General features: G+C 63.9%; 23 protein-coding genes and 1 pseudogene. 3 read left to right on the top strand and 21 right to left on the bottom strand.

What is annotated here, in order from left to right:
- Positions 1 to 321: 321 nt before the first annotated feature.
- The 8 genes from ACCC97_RS23460 to ACCC97_RS23425 all read right to left on the bottom strand — a co-directional run bounded on the left by ACCC97_RS23460 (position 322) and on the right by ACCC97_RS23425 (position 7429).
- Positions 322 to 1527: a porin gene (locus ACCC97_RS23460; protein WP_413335347.1), complete on the bottom strand. Its 1206-nt coding sequence runs from the start codon at positions 1525 to 1527 to the stop codon at positions 322 to 324.
- A gap of 124 nt (positions 1528 to 1651) precedes the next feature.
- Positions 1652 to 2821 (bottom strand): ABC transporter substrate-binding protein, encoded by a 1170-nt coding sequence (locus tag ACCC97_RS23455; protein WP_413335345.1) that lies wholly within the window; start codon positions 2819 to 2821, stop codon positions 1652 to 1654.
- A gap of 30 nt (positions 2822 to 2851) precedes the next feature.
- Complete coding sequence (locus ACCC97_RS23450; RefSeq protein ID WP_413335343.1) at positions 2852 to 3805, bottom strand: fumarylacetoacetate hydrolase family protein; 954 nt, start codon at positions 3803 to 3805, stop codon at positions 2852 to 2854.
- 34 nt (positions 3806 to 3839) lie between these two features.
- Positions 3840 to 4823 (bottom strand): Bug family tripartite tricarboxylate transporter substrate binding protein, encoded by a 984-nt coding sequence (locus ACCC97_RS23445; RefSeq protein WP_413335341.1) that lies wholly within the window; start codon positions 4821 to 4823, stop codon positions 3840 to 3842.
- Between the two features lie 10 nt (positions 4824 to 4833).
- A complete protein-coding gene (locus tag ACCC97_RS23440; RefSeq protein WP_413335339.1) occupies positions 4834 to 5214 on the bottom strand; it encodes a YciI family protein in 381 nt (126 codons plus the stop codon).
- On the bottom strand, positions 5214 to 6137 hold the full coding sequence (locus ACCC97_RS23435) for a VOC family protein (RefSeq protein ID WP_413335337.1): 924 nt from the start codon (positions 6135 to 6137) through the stop codon (positions 5214 to 5216). The genes ACCC97_RS23440 and ACCC97_RS23435 overlap by 1 nt, the downstream gene beginning before the upstream one ends.
- A 9-nt stretch (positions 6138 to 6146) precedes the next feature.
- Positions 6147 to 6461, bottom strand: a complete 315-nt coding sequence (locus tag ACCC97_RS23430; RefSeq protein ID WP_413335335.1) for an NIPSNAP family protein — start codon at positions 6459 to 6461, stop codon at positions 6147 to 6149.
- Entirely contained in the window at positions 6458 to 7429 is a 972-nt protein-coding gene (locus ACCC97_RS23425; RefSeq protein ID WP_413335333.1) for an NAD(P)-dependent oxidoreductase, read from the bottom strand. The genes ACCC97_RS23430 and ACCC97_RS23425 overlap by 4 nt, the downstream gene beginning before the upstream one ends.
- A 45-nt stretch (positions 7430 to 7474) precedes the next feature.
- Here ACCC97_RS23425 and ACCC97_RS23420 point away from each other — a divergent pair, with 45 nt between their 5' ends.
- Positions 7475 to 8374, top strand: a complete 900-nt coding sequence (locus ACCC97_RS23420) for a LysR family transcriptional regulator (protein WP_413335331.1) — start codon at positions 7475 to 7477, stop codon at positions 8372 to 8374.
- A gap of 36 nt (positions 8375 to 8410) precedes the next feature.
- Here ACCC97_RS23420 and ACCC97_RS23415 read toward each other — a convergent pair whose 3' ends face one another.
- The 12 genes and pseudogenes from ACCC97_RS23415 to ACCC97_RS23360 all read right to left on the bottom strand — a co-directional run bounded on the left by ACCC97_RS23415 (position 8411) and on the right by ACCC97_RS23360 (position 18403).
- On the bottom strand, positions 8411 to 9124 hold the full coding sequence (locus ACCC97_RS23415) for an ABC transporter ATP-binding protein (RefSeq protein WP_413335329.1): 714 nt from the start codon (positions 9122 to 9124) through the stop codon (positions 8411 to 8413).
- Positions 9121 to 9261 carry a hypothetical protein gene (locus tag ACCC97_RS23410; protein ID WP_413335349.1) on the bottom strand — a complete coding sequence of 47 codons (141 nt, stop codon included), beginning with the start codon at positions 9259 to 9261 and terminating at the stop codon, positions 9121 to 9123. The genes ACCC97_RS23415 and ACCC97_RS23410 overlap by 4 nt, the downstream gene beginning before the upstream one ends.
- A 99-nt stretch (positions 9262 to 9360) precedes the next feature.
- A pseudogene (locus tag ACCC97_RS23405) lies at positions 9361 to 9807 on the bottom strand (ATP-binding cassette domain-containing protein); the annotation flags it as partial.
- Positions 9808 to 9875: 68 nt separating this feature from the next.
- The gene (locus ACCC97_RS23400) at positions 9876 to 10907 is read right to left on the bottom strand and encodes a branched-chain amino acid ABC transporter permease (protein ID WP_413335327.1); all 1032 of its coding nucleotides are present in this window, start codon (positions 10905 to 10907) and stop codon (positions 9876 to 9878) included.
- Positions 10908 to 10911: 4 nt separating this feature from the next.
- Complete coding sequence (locus ACCC97_RS23395; RefSeq protein ID WP_413335325.1) at positions 10912 to 11829, bottom strand: branched-chain amino acid ABC transporter permease; 918 nt, start codon at positions 11827 to 11829, stop codon at positions 10912 to 10914.
- Between the two features lie 4 nt (positions 11830 to 11833).
- Positions 11834 to 13012 (bottom strand): ABC transporter substrate-binding protein, encoded by a 1179-nt coding sequence (locus tag ACCC97_RS23390; protein ID WP_413335323.1) that lies wholly within the window; start codon positions 13010 to 13012, stop codon positions 11834 to 11836.
- Between the two features lie 119 nt (positions 13013 to 13131).
- Complete coding sequence (locus ACCC97_RS23385) at positions 13132 to 14268, bottom strand: cupin domain-containing protein (RefSeq protein ID WP_413335321.1); 1137 nt, start codon at positions 14266 to 14268, stop codon at positions 13132 to 13134.
- A gap of 95 nt (positions 14269 to 14363) precedes the next feature.
- The gene (locus ACCC97_RS23380; protein WP_413335320.1) at positions 14364 to 15068 is read right to left on the bottom strand and encodes a fumarylacetoacetate hydrolase family protein; all 705 of its coding nucleotides are present in this window, start codon (positions 15066 to 15068) and stop codon (positions 14364 to 14366) included.
- A gap of 49 nt (positions 15069 to 15117) precedes the next feature.
- The gene (locus tag ACCC97_RS23375) at positions 15118 to 16335 is read right to left on the bottom strand and encodes an NAD(P)/FAD-dependent oxidoreductase (protein ID WP_413335318.1); all 1218 of its coding nucleotides are present in this window, start codon (positions 16333 to 16335) and stop codon (positions 15118 to 15120) included.
- A 4-nt stretch (positions 16336 to 16339) separates the two neighbouring features.
- A complete protein-coding gene (locus ACCC97_RS23370) occupies positions 16340 to 16657 on the bottom strand; it encodes a non-heme iron oxygenase ferredoxin subunit (protein WP_413335316.1) in 318 nt (105 codons plus the stop codon).
- An 8-nt stretch (positions 16658 to 16665) separates the two neighbouring features.
- The gene (locus ACCC97_RS23365; RefSeq protein ID WP_413335314.1) at positions 16666 to 17136 is read right to left on the bottom strand and encodes an aromatic-ring-hydroxylating dioxygenase subunit beta; all 471 of its coding nucleotides are present in this window, start codon (positions 17134 to 17136) and stop codon (positions 16666 to 16668) included.
- A gap of 1 nt (position 17137) precedes the next feature.
- Entirely contained in the window at positions 17138 to 18403 is a 1266-nt protein-coding gene (locus ACCC97_RS23360) for an aromatic ring-hydroxylating dioxygenase subunit alpha (protein ID WP_413335313.1), read from the bottom strand.
- A 128-nt stretch (positions 18404 to 18531) separates the two neighbouring features.
- On the opposite strand from ACCC97_RS23360, the gene ACCC97_RS23355 reads away from it, so the two are divergent.
- Both ACCC97_RS23355 and ACCC97_RS23350 read left to right on the top strand, forming a co-directional pair.
- Entirely contained in the window at positions 18532 to 19446 is a 915-nt protein-coding gene (locus ACCC97_RS23355; RefSeq protein WP_413335312.1) for a LysR family transcriptional regulator, read from the top strand.
- A 54-nt stretch (positions 19447 to 19500) separates the two neighbouring features.
- Entirely contained in the window at positions 19501 to 20466 is a 966-nt protein-coding gene (locus tag ACCC97_RS23350) for a LysR substrate-binding domain-containing protein (protein WP_413335310.1), read from the top strand.
- An 8-nt stretch (positions 20467 to 20474) separates the two neighbouring features.
- On the opposite strand, the gene ACCC97_RS23345 is transcribed toward ACCC97_RS23350, so the two are convergent.
- Entirely contained in the window at positions 20475 to 21425 is a 951-nt protein-coding gene (locus tag ACCC97_RS23345; protein ID WP_413335309.1) for a Bug family tripartite tricarboxylate transporter substrate binding protein, read from the bottom strand.
- Positions 21426 to 21490: the final 65 nt, after the last annotated feature.

The raw sequence follows: 21490 nt of genomic DNA, 5'->3' as shown, positions 1-21490 counted from the left end.
GCCGCAAGCTTCTGCTTCTCTGTGTACCTGGTCACTTCGAACCCTCGAGTTCGTCCAGGTTTCGGGGGTCAGATCAATCCTTGGTGGACACCATCGTCATAGACACTAGGGCCAAGCTCAAGACGGGATCACCGCGCGCTTACGGTTCAGCGCGCACTACAAGGCGACCTTCGGGGAGAGCCCGTTGAAGACGCTGTCGCGCGCTCGCCCCGCGCAGCGTGCGGGAGGCGGCCAAGCCTTGCGCCGCAACTAGCTCTCCAAGTTTGGTGGAACGCAGACCGCGCTGGGCGGCATGGCGTGTTGCGAAGAGAGAGCCCTGGCTCAGAACGAATGCCGCAAGCCGAGCATGACACCTGACTGAGAGCCGCCCGCAACCGGATTGCTTCCAGTCGCCCCGGAGCTCACGGAAATCGCCAGGTTACCGTCATTGGAGATATGTCCGACTGTCGCGTACATCGCTGTGCGCTTTGACAAGTAGTAGGTTCCGCGCAAGGCAGCAAGGGTTGCGCCGTTTCGGCTGTTTCCATAGCTGAGCCGAAAAACTTGCGCATCGAGGGTCAATGTCGGCAAGACTGGATAGCTCCCACCAACGTACCAGAGATCGCTTCGCGGCGTAAGAGGACTGGCATCGTTGTTTCGTCGGATCAAGCCTGCAGAGATTTGTCCTTCTCCCAACTTCACATACCCGTTGGCAGAAATGCGCCGGTCTTTGAGAGCACTGCTCGTCAAACCTGCGAAGGCTCCCGGACCACCGCGGAATTCGTCGACGGCGAGAGCCGCGCCCCACTTTCCAGCATCGTATTTCAGCAAGACGGACCATTCGCGGCAAGCCTTGCTGTCATCTGCGCGTTCACCCGGACAGTTGGTTCCCGCGGGGCTGGGGCCTGCATTCACAGTGTCACGCCCGAGGCTGTAGGACGCTCCCAGTGTGAGGCCGCCGAATGTACCGCGGTAGACAAGGGAGTTGTCTGCCCGCGCGTTCGGAATGTAGGCGTCCAGCGAGCCGCTGCCGTAGACATTCGGACCGAGGACATCCGCGTCCAGGAGCGACCAGAACAGCATGGTGTACTGGCGCCCAAGCGTCACCGTTCCCCAGCCTCCGGAGAGACCCACGAAGGCTTGGCGCCCGAAGCTGCGCCCACCCTGGTTCAGTGACCCGGTATCCGGTCCAAAACCGGACTCCAGCACGAAGACGCCGCGCAGGCCGTCGCCGAGATCTTCGACACCGCGCACGCCCCATCGAGACGGCAGGCTGCCTGTCAGTGACGGCATGCGAATCAGGCGGTTGGCCCCGGGACCTACGTTGCTGATGTATTCGACGCCAGTGTCGATGAGCCCATAGAGCGAGACTGAGGAAGCCGATGCCGCGCGTGCGCGCGATTGCGCTTCGGATTCAACGCGTCGCGCATCCTGATCGGGTGCGGTGGCGGGGCCGCTGACACTGGGTGACTGGGCCCAACTGCTCACCGCGAGTGCGCAGGTCGCAGCAGCCGCAAACGATTTCTTTCTAATGATCTGTCTTCTCATGGCTTGTCTCCTTGTGTTGTTGAGAAAAAAGGCGAACGACGTCCTCATCGGTGCTTCGCACCGATGGCGGTATCAAAGAGAGAGGGGAAGCTGCCGGTGCAGACGCACCGGACAGATCAGCGCATCACTTGGCTACACAAAGCGATGCATAGGCGTCCGCGTGCGACTGCAGGACGTTTTCTGCAAGCAAGCGGAATTCGGGCTTGCCTGTGGAGCTCTTGGCGATCTCGAACACGTGGTAGTTCTGGACCGGATAGTTGTTCGAGCCAAAGCGGAATGCGCCGCGCAAGGACTTGAATGGCGTCGTGGCAATCGCTCGTGTCAGCGCTTTGCGATTGGAAACATCCCCCTTGAGCGTAGCAACAGCGACATCGAGCGCCATAGCGGCGTCGTAGCTGAAAGCTGCGTACGCGGAGGGCAGGCGTGCATATTTCTTTTCGAATGCTGTGACGAATTGGCGTGATTCGGCCCCGGGACTGCCCGGGGACCAGGTATCGGCCGTGATAGCGCCAATGGCGGCAGCTCCCATCGCCGTGATCGAGGTGCCCTCGATCGTGTTGGTCGTATAGAGTGGAATCTTCCCGAGCAGGCCTGCCTGTTGATACTGCCGCATGAAAGTCACGCCGAGCCCGCCCGGATAAAAGGCGAATACCGCTTCGGGCCGCGATGCGCTCAAGCGTGTGAGTTCGGCCGAAAAATCCAGCTGGTTCAGCGGCGTGTAGACCTCGTCCACGATCTCGCCTTTGTAGAACCGTTTGAGGCCGGATATCTTGTCCTTGCCGCCCACGAAGTTCGGGGTCATCACGCTGATGCGTTTGACGCCTTTGTCCATCAGGTACTTGCCCATGGCTTCCGCTGGCACGTCGCTTTGCCATGAGGTCACGAAGAGATTCGACTTGCACTGCGCGCCGGCTGCAGCAGAGACGCCGGCGACCGAACCGAGGAACGGCACGTCCGTCGCTCCGATCTTGCTTTGCAGTGCCATCACGATGTTGGCGAAGGTCAGGCCAGTGACGACGTCAACCTTGTCTTTCTCGAGCAGCTTTGAAAGCGCACCGAGCGCCACCTCCGGCTTTTGCTGGTCATCCTCCTTGATGAGAATGACGCGGGCGCCGCCGAGTTTTCCGCCCAACTGCTCAAGGGCAAGGTTGAAGCCATCGAGCTGGTCGCGTCCGACATCGGCGGAAGGTCCACTCAATGTGGCCAGGAAGCCCACTTTCACATCGGCGTGGGATGCCGAGCTGACCGACGCGATACAGAGGGTCAGAGTGATGTACTTGATTGTCTTTTTCATGATGTCTCCTCACAGGTGGAGCTTCCGGGATCAGCTCAGCGTGGTCTCGAGCTCGCCCAGGCCTTCGATCCAGACCCGCATGACGTCGCCACGCTTGAGAAAGGTGCCCGACTCCATTCCGACGCCGGCAGGTGTGCCGGTCAGGATCACGTCGCCGGGGAGCAAATCCATCCGCTCGCTCAGATAGGCGATCTGGTCGGCGACGCCGTACAGGTGATTGCGGGTGTTCGAGTCTTGCTTGAGCTGGCCGTTGACCCACAGCTTGATGTCGAGGTTCTCGGGGGAGGCGACGAACTCGGCGGGCGTGAAGACCGGACCGAGCGGGCAGGAACCGGCGAAACACTTGTGGCCTATCCAGTCGAAGCGGAATGGCGATGTCGCGTCTACCGCCTCGCGCACGAGCGCGTCTCGCGCGGACAGGTCGTTGGCGCACATGTAGCCGGCCACGTGGTCGAGTGCAGCGTGCACCGAAACGGCCCTGGCCCGCCGTCCGATGACGACGGCCAGCTCTGCTTCCCAATCCAGTCTCTGTGTGTTGGCCGGGAATTGCACTGTCTCGCGATGGCCGGAGAGGTTGGCGCGGCCACCCTTCAGAAAATGCCACGGGGGCACGCCCGCGGCCTTGGGGTCGAGCACCAGCTTCATGTCGAACGCGCGGGCCATCGCCTCGACATGATCCCGGTAGTTGGCGCCGGCACCGTAGATCGCCCCAGGATGGGTAAGAGGCGCGAGCAGAGTTGCGCGTTCGGCATCGATCGCCTGCCCGGAAAAGGCACCCCGGTCCGCCGCGATCAAGCGCGCCAGACGGGAGAGCCGTGCGTGGGCTTCGGACCAGCGCTCGAGCAGATTGCCAATCGATACGCCGGCGAGTTCGCTCGCACCCGCCTGCTGTGCTGCTGCGCCGAGGTCGATCCATCGTCCATCGACGACGATGCCGCTGCGGGCGGCGTTTGCAACGAGGTACGAGAACAGTTGGTATTTCATGGGATGTGGTGGTTCTGGGATGGCGTGACTGCGCTCATTCGTCGATCGTGAAACCCGATGCCTTGACGACGGAAGCCCAACGGTCGGTGTCCTCTCGAAGCACGGCTCGGAAGCGGCCGCCAGTTTGCAGATCGACCGATATGCCGAACTTTGCAAACCCCTGGATGACGGTGTCCTTGCGGAGGGCCTCGCCGACGCCCTGTTCCATGGCGCTGATCGCAGCGGCGGGGATGCCCGCCGGTGCCAGCAAGCCTATCCAACTGCGCGCGACCACATCGGCATAGCCGCTTTCCCGCAGCGTCGGAACACCGGGGAGAAACGGCGATCGCTCCGCGCCAGTGGTCGCAAGGGCGCGCAGGCGACCGCTTTCCAGGTAGGGCAACACCTCGGCCACCGGATTGATGCTGGCCGGAACCTGACCGCCCAGCAGATCCTGAATAGCCTGTGAGCCGCCTTTGTAGGAGACATGCGTCAAATCGACGCGCGATGCGCGGGCGAGCATCAAGCCTGCGAAATGGGGCGTGGACCCGGGTGATGGCGATGCATAGAGCGCCTGTCGCGGGTTCGCCTTGCACCAGGCAAGAAAGTCTCCAGCGGTGCCGATCTGCCGCGGGACGGCAGGGCCGACGCACAACGCGAACTCCGAGACACCGCAAATCGCGACGGGAGCAAAGTCGGTCAAGGGCGCGTAGCTCAACTTGCGATAAAGGTGCGGAAAAATCGTCAAGGGGAAGTCGGGCGTCATGACAACGGTGGTGCCGTCGCTCGGCGCACGCCGCGCCGCGTCGAGGGCAACCCGTCCGCCGGCTCCGGCGCGGTTGTCGACGATGACATTGCCGATAGAGCGCTCGCGCATGTTTTGCGCGATCAGGCGCGCCATCACGTCGGTCGCTCCGCCTGGTGGATAGCCCACAAGAATTCGCAGGTCACGCGGTGGCTGCTGGGCATTGCCCAGGCCCGCTGCCATGCCTGCGGCCAATCCGAGAAGCGCGCGCCGGCGCGGAAGATGAATGGTCATCGAAGAAGTCCTAGAGAAGACGAGCAGACTGATCGGAGAGCCGCACGGTGATGGAGAGGCTGCCCTCCATCAGCAGCCATTTCTTGATGTCGAGCGTCACGACGCCCTCTTTCACGAAGGGGTCGGTCGACAGGATGTCCCGCGCATGCGAGACGGACGTGGCGCGCACGATCGTCATGCCGCCGAGCGCGCCGGGGGCACTCGCGTCATCCGCGAAAGGTCCGGAAGCAAACAGCTCGCCGCGGTGCTCCGCGGCGATCATCCAGCGTAGATGTGCCTCCAGCAGTTCCGGCATTCGTGCGAGATTGCCGGGCTTTCGAAGCGCGACGTAGAGCGGCTTGTTGAGCATGGTGCGCAGCAGGTCCTGCGCGCTCCCGTTCTGCGCGTCCATCAATCACGCTCTTCATAGTTCACGACGAACTCGGGCGGCGGCGGTGTGGTCGCCCAGACTGCCGTCACCTCTTGCGGCGTGACGTCCATGGAAATCCACGCGCTGTCGTCCTCGGGGATCACGTCGATGTCCCAGAAGTATTCGGCCAGGCTGTTCCAGGGATCGCGGATGTAATGGAAGTAATTCGAGCCGCCCACGTGTCGCCCCAGACCGAAGCCGTCCTTGTATCCCGCGCGCAGCAGCGTCTGTGCGCCGATCTCGATCTCGTCGATGTCTCCGACCTCGAAGCTCAGATGGTGCAGCCCCGTATGGGTGCTCTTGGCAAAGGCCACGATATGGTGGTCGCCGCCCGCGCTGCCGCGAAGGAAGGCCAGAACGTCGCCCGCTCGGTCCGAGACCTTCATGCCCAGTACTTCGGTGTAGAACGCGACCGATCTGTCCACGTCGGGAGAGAACTTGATCAGGTGGCCCATGCGCCGCGGCCGCGCCTTTTTCTGTTGCGAAGAGGGGTCGCATGCGCGAGTGCCGATACGGCGGTAGCGTCCGGGCGCGTTGATCTCGGCCGGGGCCGCGGCGTCCGATGGCAGCGGTTCCGCCACTTGCACATTGAGCCAGTCGCCATGCGGGTCACGAAACCAGATACCCCCCATTGGGCCGAAGGGGCTTCCGGCGATGGCCACGTCATGGCGCTGGAGGTTGGCCATCAGCGACGCCATGCCCGGCGCATTGGTGCCGAGCGAGACGTAGCTCAACTTCTTGCGCGTTCCGGGCATCAGGCGCAAAAGCTCCTGGGCGCTCCCTTCGCAGCGGAACACCAGGTCGTCGCCGGAGACCCGCGCCCCCAGGCCGAAGAGTTCGTAGAAGGCGCGACCTACCTCGAGTTCGGGAACGGTCATGCCCACTTGCAGCAACGAGCGGATCATCGGAGCCTCCTAGCGGATCGGCGAGAAGTTCGTCGGGGTCAACAATTCGCTGCGCTGTCGCAGCACCAGGGCGGCTGTCTTTCCGAGAAAGCTGCGCCATTGCGGATTGGCGGAGAGTGCGGCGCGCCGGGAAATGCGGTCTTCGTAGGAGTCGAACCCCCACAGTTGCACGATGCGGTTCAGCTCGCCAACTTCGGTGACGAAGTACCCGATGAGGCGGCCCAGTGCCGCCTGCTGCAGCGGGAATCCTTCGGCTTCGTAGCCCGAAAGGAACTCGGGCAGCGAACCCGGCTTGAGTTCGTAGGTGCGTTGTTCGATGATCATGAGAGGTCTGGAGTGGAACGAACGGGGGTCGAGTTGCGCTCGACAACTTTGAGGACGGCGGCGATGTCCTCGTCGCCCATGCCTTCCTCGATGGCACGGAAGAAATAGGGCGTTGCAGCTGAAAGCAACGGCGTGGCGCACCCCAGTTTTTCGGCAAGTTCTGCGCCCATGCGCAGATATTTTTCGAGGGTGGTGAAAGGTCCGGGTGCCGGTGAGAACTCGCGGGCGGCCATCATCGGTGCGCGGATCGAAAACATCGTCGAGTTGCCTGCCCCTTGGCTGATGACCTCGGCCAGGCGATGCGCATTGAACCCGGCGCGCACGCCCATGTTCATGGCCTCGGCGGCCGCCAGTGTGTGCACGGCCACCAAGTGGTTCGCGATCAGCTTCATCGCGACGGCGGAGCCCAGCTCGCCCAGATGGAAATGATTGGCGGTGATCGCCTCGAGCAAAGGCTTGCTGCGTTCGAACAGCTCTTCGTCGCCGCCTACGTAGAGGGCTGCACGGCGAGCGGCGACCAGGGGAGGGGAGCCGCTGACCTCCACTTCGAGCATCCGGGCGCCGCATGCGGCAACTCGCCTCTCCTGTTCGAGCTTGAAGTCACGCGTATAGGTGCCCATCTCGAGAACCACCTTGCCGGGCGTCAGTGCACTCAATACGCCTTGTTCTCCTTGCAGCACCTCGAGTTGCGCCTGCGGTCCGGGCAAGCACAACAACACGAAATCCGCCAGGCGTGTCACCTCCGCCGGGCTGTGCAGCGCTTCTCCGCCATGCCTGACGAATGCTTCGCGGTCCGTGCGCCGGTAGCCGACGACTCTGTAGCCGGCCCGCATGAGATTGACGGCGATCGGCAGTCCGAGCTGTCCGATGCCGATCATGCCGACGACGTGGGCAGGTGTACTCACGCTTGTCTCCTGTAGTTTTTTTGATTTTGCTGTCGACCTTCTTATTAATCCATACTGATTCAATGAATCAGTTGTATAAATCAAATTGATTTGATGGCCGGAGACCGCATGAAGGATCTGAATCTTCTCTATGCATTCGAAGCACTCTGGCGTGACCGGTCGGTGACGGTGGCTGCCGAGCGTCTCGGCTTGACTCAGGCTGCGGTGAGCAGCGCCTTGAAGCGCATGCGGGCCGAGTACGACGATCCGCTCTTTACGCTCGTAGGACGGAAGATGCAGCCGACGCCGCTGGCTGCCGAGCTTGCGACCGAGCTGCTGGATGCGCTGACCATGGTGCGCAAGACGCACGCCGAGCGCGCGAAGTTCGAGCCTTCCAGTGCACGGCGCGTGTTCACTGTTCGCACACGTGACATCGGCGAGGTCGTGTGTCTTCCAAGGATCTTTGCGGCGCTGCAGCAGCCCGCACCCGGCATCCGCCTGAAGACCGTGTTCAAGCCCATTGCCGAGACATTGAGCGGAATGGCCAACGGCCAGATGGATCTCGCGCTGGGGTTCCTTCCGTCACTGGAAAGCGGCATTCATCGCCGGGTGTTGTTCACGCAGCACTATGTCTGTGTCATGCGCGCGGGTCATCCGCTGGAGCAGCAGGAACTCACACCGGAACTCTTCAGCGAAAGCGACCATCTGCTGGTCGAGTATTCGGGCAGCGGACACCTCATGCTGGAGCGCGCGCTCATCGATGCGGGCGCACGCCATCGGATCAGGATGCGCATGCCGCAATACATGGCTGCGCCGCACTTTGTCATCCAGACCGATTTGCTGTGGTCTGTGCCGCAGGTCCTTGCGCAACGACTCGCGGTGCACTTCCCGCTCGTGATCAAGCCGCATCCGCTGCCGATTCCCGAGTTCGAGGTCGCCCTTTACTGGCACGACCGCTATCACCGCGATCCGGCCAACAAGTGGCTGCGGGACTTCATCGTCAGCGAGTTGGGCGGCAATCGGGCGTGACGGGCCCACTCGCAGCAACGTTGCAGCGGCGCCCCGCTATACGCCGAGATACTGGTGGACGATCTGAGGCTGGCCTCGCAGATCGATGGAGTTGCCTTGCCAGACCACCCGCCCTTTTTCGATCACGAAATGCCGGTCCGCCAGGTTCAGCAAGGACTTGACATTCTTGTCTATGACGATCTGCGACAGCCCATCGCGCTTGAGATCTGCGAGCGAACGCCAGATCTCGTTGCGGATCAAGGGCGCCAGGCCTTCGGTGGCTTCGTCGAGTACCAGCAAGCAAGGGTTTGTCATCAGTGCGCGGCCGATCGCCAGCATCTGCTGTTCGCCGCCCGAGAGCTGAGAGCCGAGATTGCCGCGCCGTTCCTTCAGGCGAGGAAAGAACTCGTAGACGCGGTGCAGATTCCACCGCGGGCCGCTTCCTTTCTTGTTGTCGCGCGCAGTGGCGACCAGGTTCTCTTCGACGGTGAGGTTGGGAAAAACCTGCCGGCCTTCGGGCACCAACGCGAGTCCGTGGCGCGCGATGCGGTGCGAAGGCAGGTTGTCGACTCGGGTGCCGCCCACCCAGATGCTGCCGGACGCGACGGGCAGCATGCCGAACAGGCACTTGACCGTGGTCGAGCGGCCCATGCCGTTGCGCCCGAGCAGGGTGACCACCTCGCCCGTACCGACCTCGAAGGAGATATCGAACAGCGCCTGTGCATGGCCGTATGAGGCCTGCAAGCCCTTGACGGAGAGGAATTCGTTCATGCTTCGGCCTCTTCTTCACCCAGGTAAACAGCCCGTACTTCCGGATGGTTCCGGATCTCTTCCGGCGTGCCGGTGAACAGGATCTTTCCGTAGACCAGCACGCTGATGCGATCGGCCAACGCGAACACCGCGTCCATGTCGTGCTCGACCAGCAAGATCGTGTACTGGCGCTTGAGCCGCTGCAGCAGTGCGATGACGCTGGTGGATTCCTGCACGCTCATGCCGGCCATGGGCTCGTCGAGCAGTAGAAACCTGGGCCCGGCCGCCAGGCTCATCGCCAACTCGAGCTGGCGCCGCTCGCCGTAGCCGAGGTCACCGGCCGCCACATGGAAGCGGTTTGCCAACCCGGTGGCGGCAAGGGCCTCTTCGGCGCACTCTCGCGCCTGGCGGTCCGCGGCCATGGGCTGCCAGAAACGGAATGCATGCCGGCGCGAGGCAAGCGCAGCGAAGGTCGCGTTGTCGATCACGCTGAAGTCCTCGAAGATCGACGTGATCTGGTAGGACCGCAGCAGGCCGCGCTGGGCACGTTCGTGGATGGGCAGCGCGGAGACATCGGCGCCGCCGAACCACACGCTGCCGCTGTCCGCGCCCAGCTCGCCCGACAGCTGGTTGATGAGGGTCGTCTTGCCGGCGCCGTTGGGGCCGATGATCGCGTGAAGCTCACCTTCACGGATGTCGAGCGACACCGAGTCGGTGACAAGCAGCGCGCCGAAGCGCTTGGTAAGAGAGTTGGTGCGAAGGACGCTCGTCATCATGTGGACCCTTTCGCTGCGGGGATCGTATTGCGGGCAGTGACTGCGTCATCGACAGGCATCGGCGTTGATGCCATCGGCGGTGGCCGTGCATCGAAACGCTCCAGCAAACCGACGATGCCTCGTTTGCCGAGCAGTGCAACCAGCACGATCAGCGGCCCGAAGATGACCATCCAGTGCTCGGTGAAACCCTTCAGCACTTCTTCCAGGCCAAGGAAAACCAATGCCCCCAAGAGTGGTCCGAAAACCGACCCCAGGCCCCCGATGACGACGATGACGATCAGTTCGCCCGAGACGGACCAGGCGAGCGTGCTGGGTGACGCAAAGGCGTTGAGGTTGGCCAGCAGCAGGCCCGCCACGCCGCACAGCATGCCGGACATCACATAGGCCAACAGTTGGTATCGAACCACGGGAATGCCCGCGGCACTCACCCGGCGCGCGTTCTGTTTCGCCCCGCGAATCACCATGCCGAACGGCGCAACGCGCAGGCGCGCCAGCCACCAGATCGAGAACACCAGCACGATGAACGCCGCGACATAGACACTGGTTGCGGACGACAGGTCTATCGGCCCGAAGCGGCTGCCCAGAGCGATCGAGAGGCCATCGTCGCCGCCATAGTTCTTCAGGCTGACGAACAGGAAGTAGCCCATCTGCGCAAAGGCCAGCGTGATCATGATGAAGGCAATGCCGCTGGTGCGAAGGCTGATCGCACCGGTGACCAGTGCGACCAGGCCGCACACGCCGAGGCAAAGCAGCAGGTGGGCCCAGCCGCTGCCGACACCGTGGAACGACGCGAGTCCGACCGCGTAGGCGCCGAGCCCGAGAAACAGCGAGTGGCCGAAGCTCACCAGGCCGCCGTAACCCAGCGCAATATTGAGTGCGCAAGCAGCAATCGCATAGATGATGATGCGCGCGAAGAAGGCGATGTAGAAGGTCTGCCCGGCGGCTTGCGCCACGAAGGGCACACTCGCGAGCAACAGCAGCACCAGCAGCGGAATCCAGGTGCTCGGGCGTGAGAGAAGTGTGGTCACGGGACTACCTCTTGGCTGGGAAAAGACCTTGGGGACGCCAGGCGAGCACCACGGCCATGAGCAGATAGACCAGCATCGAAGCCAGCGCGGGTCCGGCTGCATCGGCAAAGGAACGCTCGGTCAACTGGCGCAGCAGGAAGGGCAGGAACACGCGGCCCATGGTGTCGACGATGCCGACGATCAGCGCGGCATAAAGGGCCCCGGTCACGGAACCGATGCCGCCGATGACGATGACCACCAGCGTCGTGATGAGGACCGACTCGCCCATGCCCGATTGAACCGACAAGATCGGTCCGGCCATCGCACCAGCGAGCCCCGCCAGCATCGCGCCGACGGCGAAGAGCATCGCGTTGAGCAGGCGAATGTTCACGCCGAGCGCGGCCACCATGGCGGGATTGACGGCGCCGGCGCGAATCAGCATGCCGACCTTGGTCTTGTTGATCAGCAGCCAGGAGCCGATCGCCACGACCAGACCGACCCCGATGATGGCGATCCGGTAAGAGGGATAGCTGAACCCGCCGATGTCGATGGCCTCGCTGAGAAACTCGGGCACCTGCAGGAAGACGGGCTGCGAACCCCAGATGATGCGCACCAGTTCGTTGAAGAACAGCACGAGGCCGAAGGTGGCCAGCACATGGTCGAGGTGGTCCCGCCGATACAACCGCGACACGGCCACGAACTCGAGCGCCAGGCCCAGCAGCAGCGAGCCGCCCATGGCCGCTGCGACGGCCCATCCGAACGATCCCGTGTACTGGAAGGCCGTCGCCGCGAAGTAGGCGCCCATCATGTACAGCGAGCCGTGCGCCAAGTTGACGAAGCTCATGATGCCGAAGACCAGCGTCAACCCCGCCGCCAGCAGGAACAACAGGACCCCGTACTGGAGCCCGTTGAGCAACTGGGCAAGAACGACAGTGCTGCTCATGGGATTACTTCAGCGCGCACTGCGCGTGATAGGCGTCGACCTGCCTGGGCAGCGGTGTCGCCAGCAGCTTGCCGGTGACGCTGCTGCCGTTCTTCACGGTCTCGAACGCGTAGTAGTTCTGCACCGGCAGATTGTTGTTGTTGAAGGCGAAGGGCCCTCGCACCGACTTCACTTCGCTGCCCGCAGCCTTGACGGCGGCTGCCAGCGCCTTGCTGTCTCCGGCCTTGGCCTTGCCCAGCGCGATGTTCAGGATGTTGGCCGCGTCGTAGGCGGTTGCGGCGTACGCGCTGGGTGTGCGCTTGTACCTGGCCTCGAAGTCGGCCACGAACTTCTTGCTCTCGGGCGTGTCCAGCGCCGCATCCCACATCGCGCCGCTGATGCTGCCCACGGCCGCATCGCGCAATGCGGGCAACGTGGTGCTGTCGACAGTGAACACCGAGTAGAGCGGCAGCTTGCCCATCAGGCCTGCCTGCGCCATCTGCTTGATGAAGTTCACGCCCATGCCGCCGGGATAGAACACGAAGACGGCATCGGGCCTGGCCGCCTGCAGCTGCGCGAGTTCGGCGGAATAGTCGGGCTGGTTGACCTGGGTGTAGACCTCCTCGACGACCTGGCCCTTGAAGTAGCGTTTGAAGCCGGCCAGCATGTCCTTGCCGGCCTGGTAGTTCGGTGCCATCAGGTAGACCTTCTTCACGCCCTTGTCCTGCGCGAACTTGCCCATGGCTTCGGCGGCGCCGTCGTTCTGCCAGGCGGTCGAGAACACATTGGGCTTGCAACCCGCGCCGGCCAGCGGAGACGGGCCTGAGTTGGTGGCGATGGCGACGACGCCGGACTCCGCGATGCGCGGCAGGCTGGCCATCATGACGTTGGAAAAACTCAAGCCGACGATGGCGTCGACCTTGTCCTTGTCGATGAACTTGCGCACGATCTGGCTCCCGATCTCCGGCTTGAGCTGGTCGTCTTCCTTGAGCACCGTGGCCGGTTGCCCACCCAGCTTGCCGCCGAGCTGCTCGACCGCGAGCATGAAGCCGTCGACCTGGTCCTGTCCGACGATCGCGACGGGGCCGGACAGCGGCGCCATGATGCCGATGGTCGCGGCCGCCGCGAGATGGCTGGCGCCCGCGCAGACAAGGGCGGCCAGAACCAGGCCGGTTCGACGGAGAGGGGGAGTGGGTATCGTCATGTCTTGTCTCTGGTTGGTTTGGAATGAAAAAGTGGTGCGCACGCGGCCGAGCACAACGGCGCGACGGCTGTCGGCTCGAGCGGGCGCTGAGATCCGGAAAACAGTGGGCTGCGGAGCGGCTACGCCGAGTCGCCCATCTGCGTTCGGTGCGCGTGCAGCGCTTCGAAGATCGGCCCGTCGCTGAAGCGGAAGAGGTCGAGCGTTGCGGGGCTGGCCGCGTCGCAGTGGGCCGTGAAGGGCTGCCACGACGGCACGACGAACATGTCGCCGCGCTTGACGCTCCATTGCCGCTCGCCCACCTTCACCGTGCCGCTGCCTTCGAACACCTGGTAGACCGACGATCCGACCTCGCGCTGCGTCAGCGTGCTTGCCCCCTTCCGGATGCGGTGCATCTCGGTGCGGATGGTGGGCAGCACATCGTGGCCGTTGCTCGGGTTCGTGAAGCGAACCGCCGCGTGGCCCGGGCTCAATGTGGCGGGATGACCCTCATCCTCCAGCGCCAGCTGGTCGGCCAGGGCGCGGTCGGTATCGACCCAGCGGTAGGCCAAGAGCGGCGTGGCGGCCGGCGCCTCCGGCTGCGACAGCGGACGCAAGCCCGGGTGTCCCCACAGGCGCTCCGAGCGCGAGCGCTCCGGCGTGGTCTTTTCGGTGGTGCTGACGCGCTCGCGCCCGAACTCGAAGAACTGCGACTCCGTGTAGTACGAGAACGGAATGTCCAGTCCATCGATCCAGGCCATGGGCGCGCTGGCCGCGTTGTGATGGGAATGCCAGTTCCATCCGGCCTGCGGCAGGAAGTCGCCGCGGGACATCCGCACCGGATCGCCGTTGACCACGGTCCACACGCCTTCACCCTCCACGACGAAGCGGAACGCGTGCTGCGAGTGGCGATGCTCCGGTGCATCCTCGCCCGGCATCAGGTATTGAATGGCTGCCCACAGCGTGGGTGTGGCAAACGGCCTGCCGCCGAGCGCCGGATTGGCCAGCGCAATGGCGCGCCGCTCGCCACCGCGGCCCACGGGCACGATGCGGCCGGCCTCGCTGGCCAGTTCGACCAGCCGATCCCAGCGCCAGAGATGGGGCGCCGCCTTGCTGCGCGGGTGCCGCGGCATCAGGTCGCCGATCTCCGTCCACAACGGAACGAGCAGCTCGCTTTCGAAGCCCCTGTAGAGCTGCTCGAGCGCGGGGCTGGGCTCGGGTTGGCCCGGACCCGCGACGGCCTTCAGGCGCACGGGGGAGGGTACGGTGTCGACTGTCATGGAAGTTCCTTCGTGGGGACCGCTGCAACGAGCGCTCGCATGGCGCGTCGGTCGCTGTATCGTTTACCGGGAGAAGTGCTGCGTTGGCTTGCGCTTCACTCGGCGGGGCCGACCGTGAGCGTGATCTCGCCCACGCCGGCAACGCTGCCTTCGATGCGATCGCCCGGCTGGAGCGCGCCCACGCCTTCCGGCGTGCCCGTGAAGATCAGGTCGCCGGGCTGCAGGTGGTAGAACTTCGAAAGGTCCTCGATCAGTTCGGGGATGTTCCAGATCAGCTTGGAAAGATCGGAGCGCTGGCGCTCCTGGCCGTTCACGCTCAGCGCGAGCGCACCCTGCGCGAGCACCGTCCCGGCCATGGGGACGACCTCGGACACCACCGACGACTGCTCCACGTCCTTGCCGAGGTCCCAGGGCCGGCCCTTGTCGCGGGCCACGAGCTGCAGGTCGCGCCGCGTCATGTCCAGGCCGCAGGCGTAGCCGTAGATCAGCTTGTGCGCGTCGGCGCGGCTGACGCGAAAGCCGGGGGCTCCGACGACGAGCACCAGCTCCATCTCGAAGTGGTAGTTCTGCGTGCCGGGTGGATAGGCCACGGTGGCGCCGGATTCCACCAGCGTCGGCAGGCTCTTGGTGAAATAGAACGGCACCTCCACCGACTTGTCGACCGGGCGGCCCATCTCGACGGCGTGGGCGTGATAGTTGCGGCCGACGAAGAACAGGCGGTTGACGGGCAAGCGCTCCGTCTTGCCGCGTACCGGCAGGGAGGGAACGGCAGCAGGAGTCCAAAGATAGGTAGTGGTCATGATGTTGGAGGAGATGGAGGTTGAAAGCGGACTCGCATTCGGGGCTGTCTCAAAGCTTCGCAAGCGGCACCTGGAGGTCGGCGAGCTGTGCCGCGTCGACGCTGGTGCGGCGCTCGATCAGCCGCCGCGCAAAGCGCAGGTCGCGCGCGGCGTTGGGGCCCAGCGCCGCGACGACCTTGTCGGCGTCGAGGAAGAACATCACGAAGCTGCCGGAGTTCCGGTCGCCGCGCACGACCACGCGGTGCGCGGACGTGGGCATGCCGTAGATCTGGAGGTTGACGTCGTACTGGTCGGACCAGAACCACGGCAGCGGCTGATGGTTCACCGTGGTGCCGAGTGCGGCGCGCGCGGCGGCGATGCCTTGCTCCTGGGCGTTCTGCCAGGACTCGAGCCGCATCCTTCGGCCTGCCCATTCGCAGTGCCATGTGGCCACATCGCCCGCGGCAAGAATGTCGGGATCCGATGAGCGGCATTGCGAATCGACCAGCACGCCGCCATCGCATGCCAGGCCTGCCTCGCGTGCGAGCTCGTCGTTGGGAATCAGGCCGACACCGATGAGGACCGCGTCGCACGCGAGTTCGCGCCCGTCGCCGAATGAGGCCGTCAGGCCGCCTTGCGTGCCTTGCGCCAGGCGCTCGATCCCAGTGCCGAGCCGGACATCGACGCCGTGGGCGGTGTGCAGTTGCAGCAAGTAGTCGGAAATCTCCGGCGGAACGGTGCGCTCGCACAGCCGGCCCATGGCTTCCACGACGGTCACGTCCAGGCCCTTCTTCCTGGCCGTTGCGGCCACTTCGAGTCCGATCCAGCCGCCTCCGACGACGAGCAGCCGCTTGCCGGCAGACAGCGCGCCGCCGAGCGCCGCTGCATCCTCGATGCTGCGCAGGACGAAGACGCCGGGCAGATCCGCGCCCGGGATGCCCAGCCGGCGCGCCCGTCCGCCGTTGCAGAGAATCAGCTTGTCGTACGAGACATGTTCTCCACGCGTCAGGTGAAGCTGCTTCGCAGTCCTGTCGATGAAGGTCGCACCGATGTTCGGCCGCCAGTCGATGCCGAGCGCATCGAAGGCCTCCGGTTTCAGTAGATGCGTGGTGTCCGCATGCGCGTCTCCGGAGAGCACCGCCTTGGACAGCGGCGGGCGTTCGTAGGGGCGATGGGGCTCGTCGCCAATCAGGACCACGCGGCCCGCGAAACCTTCGCTGCGCAGCGTTTGCGCGGCCCAGCCGCCGGCCTGGCCGGCCCCCACGATGACGATGGTTTCGGCGTTCACGGGTTCAGTCCAGCGAGAGGAACACGCGACCCGCGTCGATCTTCACGGGGTACGAGCGGATCGCCTCCGTGACGGGAGCGCAGGTCGGCTTTCCGTCGCGGACGTCGAACTTGCCCTGGTGCAGCGGGCACTCGATCTCGTGCCCTTCCAGAAAGCCCTCGCACAGGCGGGCATGGCCGTGTGTGCACACGTTGTCGGTCGCGTAGATCTGGCCGTCCACGTTGTACAGCGCGATGTCGCGGCCACCGATCCGCATGCCGATGACATCGTCGGTGGGCACCTCGTCGACGGGTGCGGCGTCGGTCCATTGGGAATCGCTCATGGCTGACCTCAAAGGGGATAGATGACGGAGTTGGGGATCATTTCGCTGTCGTAGATGACCTGGCGCGAGGCGAACTTCAGCCCCTCCGCGGTGCGAACGACGACGTCGATGTAGCGCCCCACGCTGAAGACGCTCGAGAGTTCGGACAGCTTGGTGCGGAACACCGCATAGTTGGCCTCGCATTCGAAGCGGTCCGCCTCGGCCTTCAGCACGACCGGCGTGCCGACCATGTGGCGCTGGTAGTAGGGGTCGTGGAACAAGGTCTCGCGGATGCCGTAGACGCGGTCCTTCAGCATTCCCTTGCTCTCGAACGACAGCGTTGCAAGCGGAAAGCCGCGGTCGTAGTTCTCGCGCGGCTGCAGGCGATAGCTGCAGTCCTCCGTGAAGAATTCGGGCCAGAGTTCCCATTCGCCGGAGCTCACCGCCTGGGCGTAGCGCGCGTAGAGCTGGGTCAGGTCGAAGTAGTCCTGGAAGTTCATCTCAAGCCTCCATGACCTTGCGCCAGTACTCGTACATGCCCCGTATCAGGGTCTCGGTGACCATGTGGTCCGTGTCGCCGACTTCGCGCCCCCCGAGCTCGGCGAGCGTGCGGTGGAAAGGTTTCTGTTCGAAGCCTTTTTGCGAAAGCTCGATCACTTCTCCGTCGTCCGCCGATACGAAGCCGGCGGGCCCGAAAAGATTGGCCTGGCGCAGCCGGCGCTGCGTCATTTCTTCGGTGTCGTCCTCGAATCCGAAATGGGTCCATACGAAATCGAAGGCGCCGGGCCCGCTCGGCTGGATGTGGCGTGTCGAAACGCTGTTGACCTGCTGCTGGAAGATCACGCTCGGGAACAGCGTCATCATCACGGCCGTCGGACCGCCCCACCAGGGCTCGGGCACGATGTCCAGGAAGCGCGGGTCGTTGAGCTGCATGCTTTCCTTGAAGCTGGACACCTGGGTGACCTCGTCGGCCTTGCCGCTCGCACCGCGCGTTGAAATCATCGCGGCATGCCGGTGGTGCCGATCCATCTTGAGCTGCGACTTGTTGTCGGCGCGCCAGAGGCCGAAGGTCACGAACCACGTATGCAGCAGGCCCGGGTGGTACGGGTCCTTGATGTTCTCCTGCATCAGCTTCCAGTTGCCGGGAATGCGCTGGCGGTTGTAGCCGAGGATCTTCAGTTTTCGGCCGTTGAACAGCCGGTCGAAGTAGCCCAGGATTTCCGGGCCCATGAAGTCCTCGAGCGATTCAACGTCGGGATCGAACGATGCAAACACCACGCCGCCGCGCATGGCGACCTTGAGCTTGTTGAGGCCGTGATCGGCCGGCTTGAAGTCCGCGGGCATCCCGCCGTTGACCTTGCCGTCTTGCTTGACGCCGCGGCGAAAGGGCACGCCCTGCAGGTCACCGCCGAGCGAGTAATTCCACTGGTGATACGGGCAGGTGAACCCGCTGGCCTTGCGGTTGCCGTGCCGCTCGCGGCAGAACTGCATGCCCCGGTGTGCGCACACGTTCTCCACGACGCTGATGGAGTCCTCCGCGTTCCGGACCATGATCACCGAGCGTTCGCCGACCACCGTGCGCTTGAAATCGCCAACCTCCGGAATCTCGGCCTCCAGGCCGACATAGCACCAGTGACTTCGGTAGAAAAGGCGCTCGAGTTCACGCCGGTGCTGGTCGGCCTCCGTGTAGGCCATGAAGGGGATGCGGCTGGTGCCCTTGTCTTCCCACCGGATCTGCTGTGTGAAGACCGCTGATTTGTCATCCATGTTTTTCTCCTGTGCGGCCGTGTCGTGCGGCTTGTGTCTCGCGGTCCGGCAATGATCGATATTCCGGGTTCATCGTTCAATAGAATGTGCCGAATAGTTCATATAGATTTCGCGAATGGGAGCCGCCCGTGGAGCTCAAGGACATCGACCTCAACCTGCTGGTTGTGTTCAACCAACTGCTCATCGATCGACGGGTGTCGAAGGTGGCGGCCAATCTCGGCCTTTCCCAGCCGGGGGTGAGCAACGCGCTGGCCCGCCTGCGCAAGCTGACCGATGACCCCTTGTTCTTTCGAACGCCCAAGGGCATGGAGCCGACACCCTTCGCACAACAGCTTGCCGAGCCGACGGCGAGCGCCTTGCAAACGATTCATGCCGCGATCAACCAGCGCAGTTCGTTCGATCCCGCTACGTCGACGCGCGCCTTCACCATCGGCATGACCGACATCGGGGAGATCTATTTCCTGCCCAAGCTCATGAAGGAGCTGGCGCGCGTGGCACCAGGTCTCTCGCTCAGCACCGTTCGCAACACGGCGGTCAATCTTCAAGACGAGATGGAGTCCGGCCACGTCACCCTGGCCATCGGCTTGTTGCCGCAACTCAAGGGCGGGTATTTCCAGCGGCGATTGTTCAAGCAGCACTATGTCTGCATGTTTCGCCGCGGCCACGCGCTGGACAAGCGGCAAATTTCCTTGAGCGAGTTTTCGCAGGCCGACCACGTGGTGGTGGTTTCGGAAGGAACCGGCCACGGCAAGGCGGACGAATTCCTGGTCCGCAAGAAGATCGATCGCAAGGTCGTGCTGACTGTGCCGCACTACGTGGCGGTCGGCCATATCCTGCACGACTCCGACCTGGTGGCGACCGTTCCAGAGCGGCTCGCCCAAGCTTTGGTCGAGCCTTTCGGTCTGTCATATGTGCGCCATCCGGCCAAGCTGCCCGAGATTGCGATCAACCTGTTCTGGCACGGCCGGTATCAACGGGATCCCGCTGTCGCCTGGATGCGTGCCTTGATCGTCCGGCTTCACGGAGAAGGCGCGCCGGGTTGAAACATCGTGCGTCAAAATGCCAGGAACTGTGCGCGGACGCACGATGGGTTAGGCATGGAGAACCTGGACGATCTGGCTTACTTTGTGGAGGTCGTGCAGCACGGCGGTTTTTCCGCTGCGGCGCGAGCTACCGGCTTGGAGAAGACTCGGCTCAGCCGCCGTCTTGCGGCGCTGGAAGAACGACTGGGCGTTCGTCTGCTGCAGCGCAGTACACGCCATATTTCCTTGACGGAAGCCGGAGAGCGTTTCTTCACGCAAGCGCAAATCTTGGTTCAGGCCGCACAGAGCGCCTTCGACAGCGTGGCCGATCTCCGCAAGGAACCCGCCGGCACCGTGAGGCTCAGTTGTCCCCAGGTGATGGCCCAGAGCTATCTGGCGCCGATCCTGCCGGGTTACCTGGCGACGCATCCGAAAGTCAAGCTTGAGTTGGAGACCAGCGACCGCCATGTCGACTTGCTAAAGGAACGGTTCGATCTGGCGCTGCGTGCGCATGTCCGCATCGAGGACACTGCAGGCCTGGTTGCCAGGGAACTCGGGCAGGCGCGGAGGGTTCTGGTGGCCAGCCCCGCCTTTCTCGATAGCGTCGGGCGTCCGCAAACGCCGCAAGCGCTCTCCGGCATGGATACCTTCGGCCGTCCCGGCGATGTGCATGATGGTCACGCGCGATGGACGTTGACCGAGTCGTCCGGGCAGGTTGCAGTGGTATCGCATTTCCCGCGGCTGTCGTCCGACGACCTGCGCCTGCAACTGGAGGCCGCGATTCACGGCATCGGCGTTGCACTGCTGCCGGAGCCGATTGTCTCGGCATGCGTACGCAGCGGTACGCTGGAGATCGTTCTTCCGCAATGGTCCGCCGCAAGTCACGTGATCCACTTGCTCTATCCTCCGCCGCGCGGAATGCTGCCGTCGGTCAGAAGCTTGATCGACTACTTGTCCGTGCATCTGCCCGCCAGCATCCATGAGCGGAGTGTCGAGTCGAACCTTCGCGAAAGTGCCTCGGGCCTGTCCGCCGCCAGGTAGCTCGCGCTTCAGTCGACGCTGATGTTGCGCTCCTTGATCAGTTGAGACCAGACGGCGCCTTCTTCGCGAACCATGCGCGCCAACTCTTCCGGCGTGCTTGAGGTCGCCTCGAAGCCGCGCTCGCGCAGTTTCGAGGCAATGTCTTCGCTCTTGAGCACCTTCTCGGTTTCCACGCGCAGCCGGGCGATGATGTCGGCCGGTGTTCGGGGCGGCGCAACGAGGGCTGACCAACTCTCCAGCGTGAGCTTGGGCATGCCCTGCTCGGCGACCGTGGGTACATCGGGCATCGAACCCATGCGTGCCTTGCCGGTCACGGCCAACGGCCGGATTCGTCCGGCTCGAATCTGCGGGGCCAGTGTGGCCGGGGCTTCGAAGTAGAGATCGACCTGCCCGCCCAGCAGGTCATTCAGGGCCGGCGCGCCGCCTTTGTAGGGGACATGCGTGATGTCGAGGTGCGCTTCACGCTTGAAGGTCTCGCCCATGAGATGCGGAGTCGTGCCGTATCCGGGTGATGCAAAGCTCAACTTTCCCGGCCGCGCCTTGGCATCCGCCACCACATCGGCCAGCGACTTGTAGGGTGAATTGCTGTTCACTACCAGCACCAGCGGGAACTGAGTCACGGTGGTGATCGGCGTGAATGCGGATGGCTTGACGCTGCTTCCTTTCTGCAGATGCGGCGCAATGGTCAAGGTGCTGGCATTGGGCAGAAACAGCGTGTAGCCGTCGGGTGCGGCCCGCGCGACGCTCGCGGCGGCGATCATGCCGCCCGCACCCGCTACGTTTTCCACCACCAGCGGCTGGCCAAGTCCGAGCGACAGGCGTTCGGCGATGAGTCTCGCCACCACGTCGGATTGGCCGCCGGTCGCAAACGGCAGGATCACCTTGATCGGCTTCGAGGGGTAGGCGTCCGCTGCGAAGGCTGTGGATACCGCGGGGCCGCATGTCAGCGCAACGGCCATGCAGTTGATGAATGCTCGTCGGGTCATTGTTGTCTCCGGTCTGTGTGGAATCTCATCTCGCGCGG

Origin of the sequence: Variovorax sp. Varisp85 (assembly GCF_047304045.1) — a bacterium.
Taxonomy (GTDB): domain Bacteria; phylum Pseudomonadota; class Gammaproteobacteria; order Burkholderiales; family Burkholderiaceae_C; genus Variovorax.
This window is presented reverse-complemented; position numbering and strand designations above follow the sequence as displayed.